The sequence below is a fragment of the Acinetobacter sp. YH16038 genome, assembly GCF_013417275.1.
Lineage (GTDB): Bacteria > Pseudomonadota > Gammaproteobacteria > Pseudomonadales > Moraxellaceae > Acinetobacter.
The window spans coordinates 1-4,354 of record NZ_VPEG01000083.1 but is presented as its reverse complement, the minus strand read 5'-3'; the positions used below and the strand labels follow the sequence as shown (position 1 = coordinate 4,354).

The following is a 4,354-nucleotide window of genomic DNA, read 5'->3' as shown; positions in this document are numbered from 1 at the left end:
CTAGAACTTGTGAGGCAGCGGTTAAGATTTCAATAAGTGGTGTATTAATCGAAAATTATCAGGAATTAATTCCTAACGATATAGAGTTTAGAGATTTTACAAATCAGTTTAAAAATAAAGAAATAGGAACATTTAATATTAAATATATATTGGATAAGGATTATTCTGGTAACAATCAGATAGTTGTCTATGGATTATAATTAAGTGCGTAGCAGTGAGCGGAGCGAACTAGAAGAAAAAAGACCTCAAGATCGGTTTTGATTTTGGGGTTTATGTATTGACAATAAAGCAAAATATCTTATTTCTTAAGTAAGGGATACCTTAGATAGCAAGTTAGCGCAATACTTCGTATTACGTTACTTGTGAGGGGCTTCGCCCCTTCAATCCCCTGAAGGTCAAAACATAAAACACAAGGAAAAAAACATGGCAAATTTGAGCAATTTAAAAATTCTCATTGAAGATAAAAAAACATATAAAGATCGCTATCAACGTAAAAATTTTATTTCTTTATGTTTAAGTGACGAAGAATTAACAGAAGTTGAATTGTTAGCTGAAAAATTAGATTTAAAAAGAGCAGCAGCTATAAGAGCGTTACTTTTAAATAAATCTGCAATATTAAAAAATAAAATAAAAAATAACGGAAATAAAGAATATCTATTTCTATTAAATAATATATCTAATAACATTAATCAAATCGCTAAAAAAATTAATGCTAATATTGATTTTTTTATTAACAGCGCCAACGGTGAGCAATTCGCTTATTTGTTTGAAGAACTAACAGAGGATATAGAAAAAATAAAAGAGGTTTATAATGATACACAAACAGATAGGAGGTAAAAACAAACAGAGAAACGTTAAAAACTCATTATCTTATTTATTGCGTAAAGACAAAATAGAAGAACAACAATATATAAAAGTTTTATCTACAACAACAGAGAAAGATATTTTAAACTTTAACGAATATATTCAATCAAAAAACTTCTCTCACCCATACACAGCGGGCGTTCTTTCGTTTGAAGAAAAAGACATCGACGAAGATTTAAAAAATAAAATCATGTCAGAATTTGAAGAAATGATGTTCGCAGAAATCGCACCTGAGAACCGTCCCCCGGTCCTTTGGGTGCAGCATCAAGATAAAGGGCGACTAGAACTTAATTATCTTACATTCAACGCATTAGCAGATAAAAGAGCATACAAAACATACTATCACTATGCAGATAAAAAACTATTTAACGCATTTTGTGAAGTTGTTAATTATGAGAATAATATTAGCTCAGTTATAGACGTAGAAAATCACAAAGAAAGAAATAAGCTAATTAATACTTTAAATAATAAAATACCAAAACACAAAAAAGATATAGTAAATAAATTACAGGAAGAAATAATAGCGAAAATATCAATCGAAGAAATAAACAACAGAAAAGAATTAATTGATTTTTTAACTAAAGAGAAAAATATAATTATAAATCGTACAGGTGATAATTATATATCTATTAAATTTAGCGAAGAAGATAAGCCTGTAAGGTTAAAAGGAGATATCTATGAACAGAGCAGAGATTACAAAACTTATAACGAAGAATCAAGAATCGATCACAGAGCAGATCGAGAGTACGTTAAAAACGCACTCAGAGAGCACACGAGCGTTTTTGACGCAGAGCTTAGCAAAAGAACAAGTAGAAATAAAAAACGCTTTAAAAGAACACAGAACGAAAATAAGAATAGCAATGAACAAAACAATAAGAGAACAAATGACATTCAGGATGTTAGATCTGAAATATCAAGTAATAATAATAGCCTTATTAGGAATGAATTTATTTTTCTTAATTTTAATAATGATTTTAATAAAGAGAATTTAAACAATGAGCAGAATAATAGAAGCGATAAAACAGAAGAAAGAACAAGAGAACAAAGAATTAGAAGCATTGGAAGCGAAATTGAAAACATTAATCAAGAACAACAATCTATTTATTCGAAATTCGAAGATAGAAGTAGAGAACAACAATATATTAATGAGAAATCTAAAAGAATTAGAAGAAGAATTAGACTATCAAACAGATATGTTGACAGATTTTTTAGATTATTTTTTGACAATATCGAGCGATTTAAACGAACTCAAGAACTCAAAAAAAGCATCACTCAAAAAGTCTCAAAATTCTTTAAAAAACAAGAAGAAACGCAAGGGCAACAAAACAAAATTGAAAGACGACGAAGATTTAAAATCTGATATTCAAGACATGAAAAAAACGCTTAGTTTTTTATTTAGTTATTATAAGAACCACATAACAAAAGAGAGCTAAACGCTCTCTTTTAGATCTTGTTGCTTGTATCGCTTCGCTAGAGACGTTACAGCGTTATAAGAGCATTGCATAGCTTCCGCTACCTCTTTCCAACTCAGCCCCTTCTCTCGTAGCTCATACGCTGTTTTGCGACGATTTAATGCCTCTTTCTCGTAATCTTCTCTGTCTATAGCAGTGTATTTTATTACTGTTGTTATTGAGACATTAAATTTTTTTGCTAACTCTTTTTGTGTTAATCCGTCTCTGTTTACTCTCATTTTTTACCTCCTAAAAAATCAAGCATATTCAATATTTCGCTTTGTTTTTTATAGTTATTTTTTTTCTTTCCTAGATTCTTTTTTCCCCTTGCGCTTTGTATCTCTGAAAACTTAGCAACGTCAAAATTTTTCCATGTCCATTTGCCTATACTTCGGGCTGTCGCTTTTATTTCATTGAATGGCAAAGGGTTTTGCTGATTACAAACAGCGTTGAGGTTGATCGCTTGTCTCTCAACTTCTTTCATCCATTGTTCAAATGATGATGAAGATTTAAACCCTAAAACTCGTTTATAAGACCAAGCTCGCAGATCATCAAAAAGGTTAACATTGCGACCTAATCCGTAATTTTCAGCTTTAACGCTTTTAGGTTGATTTAAATCGACAAAATCAGCGAGATAATCGAGATCATACAATTCAGCACCAGACCACCAAGGCGACCAATGACTATTTAACGGGTTTTTAGTAATAAGCCCTACATAGTTAGGGTCTGAACCTAATCTGTTTGCTATGCTGTTTTCTACTGCGGAGGCATAGCGTAACGGTTTTAATTTTGCTTGTTGTGTTTTACAAACCCCGTTCTTCAAAATATAACCATAATGACACCTGCCAGATTTGGGGCTTTTCGTTATAAAGTGAGGAACAGGCAAGTTAACTTCTTCAAATTTATAAAAACAATTTTCTTCATCTAGATCGAATAGCAAGCAAGTTTGTATAGCTGGTTGATTAGCTTGTATGTAAAGCATTTCTAGCGCTTTTTCTTTTTTTCTAATTCTTAACCCATTACTTAAATCGTCAGAACAGTAGGGCTTCATTGGCATTTGACTTATAAAATTTTGTCTATTATCGTTGTTAAACATAAAGCAGTCCTTTTTCTCTGAAACCCTGTTGCTACGGTCGCCAAACTCAAAGCAATAGGGTTTCTGTTTTCTTATGTTTTAATACATCAAAAAAGTTTGTCAAGTGATTGCCTTAACCATATCAGATAACAGCCCCAAAGGGGTGGTTTTTTGGGCGTTAGCAAAGCAAACCTTTTTGAACGCTTCAAACTAACAAAAACAAGTTTTGTCAGCTCTCAGCGTTGAGCTTAATAGCTATCTTTCAAATCCTCGTCTTTAAAGTATTCGATAGCTTTAAGTATTTTCTCAAGGTCTACTTTATTTTTTTTATCTAATCCATCTTTTAATAATCCAGCCAGAATTGAGTTCTTTATTTCTGCTGTTACAACCATAGGGGCTAAAACAGATCTAGACTTTGGGTAGTCCTCCCAATGAAGACCTAGGCATTTTCTTGATTCTTCTTCGTTATTTAAGTGGTTATACTTACCGTATATCACGTAAAATCTTTTCTTTTCATCATAATGTGCAATGTTATATTCTTTCCAGTATGAAATGATCTTATCCATTATTTATTCCTTTTTTGAGGTTTGTTATGCCTAAAAATCACCTTATTTTTTCTACAATTACTCTAATAACAATCTGTTATCCAATCATATCATTAGCTAATGATATTCCGATTGAGTGTAAATCAGTAGAAGCTAACGCGTTAGTAAATCAAGCTTATAAATCACAATATGATAAGGCTTTTGTTGCTAAGCAACGGTTAGATCCAAATGAACCAGCGTCGTTAGTTTATGAAAAATTGACTGATTATGATTATAAAAATGGAGACTTCAAAGACATAATTATTCCATTGGATATATCGTTGACCCAAAATGCAGATACTCAATTGTTGGCTGTTCGAGAGGTTGCATATGATAATAAAAATAACACTCGAACTGGTGAGGCAGCGGGTAAGATGTCA

Annotated in this window: 7 protein-coding genes; 4 read left to right on the top strand and 3 right to left on the bottom strand. The window is 31.6% G+C overall.

Annotation, left to right across the window (positions count from 1 at the left end; genetic code table 11):
• The 3 genes from FTV34_RS16505 to FTV34_RS16495 all read left to right on the top strand — a co-directional run.
• Window positions 1–200, top strand: a 200-nt coding sequence (locus FTV34_RS16505) for a hypothetical protein (RefSeq protein WP_180070816.1), incomplete at its 5' end; no start/stop codon positions are given.
• A gap of 223 nt (window positions 201–423) precedes the next feature.
• The gene (locus FTV34_RS16500; protein ID WP_008917002.1) at window positions 424–837 is read left to right on the top strand and encodes a relaxosome component; all 414 of its coding nucleotides are present in this window, start codon (window positions 424–426) and stop codon (window positions 835–837) included.
• Window positions 812–2,224 (top strand): hypothetical protein, encoded by a 1,413-nt coding sequence (locus FTV34_RS16495; RefSeq protein ID WP_179991740.1) that lies wholly within the window; start codon window positions 812–814, stop codon window positions 2,222–2,224. The genes FTV34_RS16500 and FTV34_RS16495 overlap by 26 nt, the downstream gene beginning before the upstream one ends.
• Window positions 2,225–2,293: 69 nt before the next feature.
• Here the strand turns inward: FTV34_RS16495 and FTV34_RS16490 are convergent, their stop codons facing one another.
• The 3 genes from FTV34_RS16490 to FTV34_RS16480 all read right to left on the bottom strand — a co-directional run bounded on the left by FTV34_RS16490 (window position 2,294) and on the right by FTV34_RS16480 (window position 3,956).
• Entirely contained in the window at window positions 2,294–2,554 is a 261-nt protein-coding gene (locus tag FTV34_RS16490; protein ID WP_008917004.1) for a helix-turn-helix domain-containing protein, read from the bottom strand.
• Window positions 2,551–3,411 carry a replication initiation protein gene (locus FTV34_RS16485; RefSeq protein WP_179991741.1) on the bottom strand — a complete coding sequence of 287 codons (861 nt, stop codon included), beginning with the start codon at window positions 3,409–3,411 and terminating at the stop codon, window positions 2,551–2,553. The genes FTV34_RS16490 and FTV34_RS16485 overlap by 4 nt, the downstream gene beginning before the upstream one ends.
• A gap of 227 nt (window positions 3,412–3,638) precedes the next feature.
• Window positions 3,639–3,956 (bottom strand): hypothetical protein, encoded by a 318-nt coding sequence (locus FTV34_RS16480; RefSeq protein WP_179991742.1) that lies wholly within the window; start codon window positions 3,954–3,956, stop codon window positions 3,639–3,641.
• Between the two features lie 26 nt (window positions 3,957–3,982).
• On the opposite strand from FTV34_RS16480, the gene FTV34_RS16475 reads away from it, so the two are divergent.
• Window positions 3,983–4,354 (top strand): hypothetical protein (locus tag FTV34_RS16475; protein ID WP_180070814.1); only part of this gene is annotated, 372 nt, incomplete at its 3' end.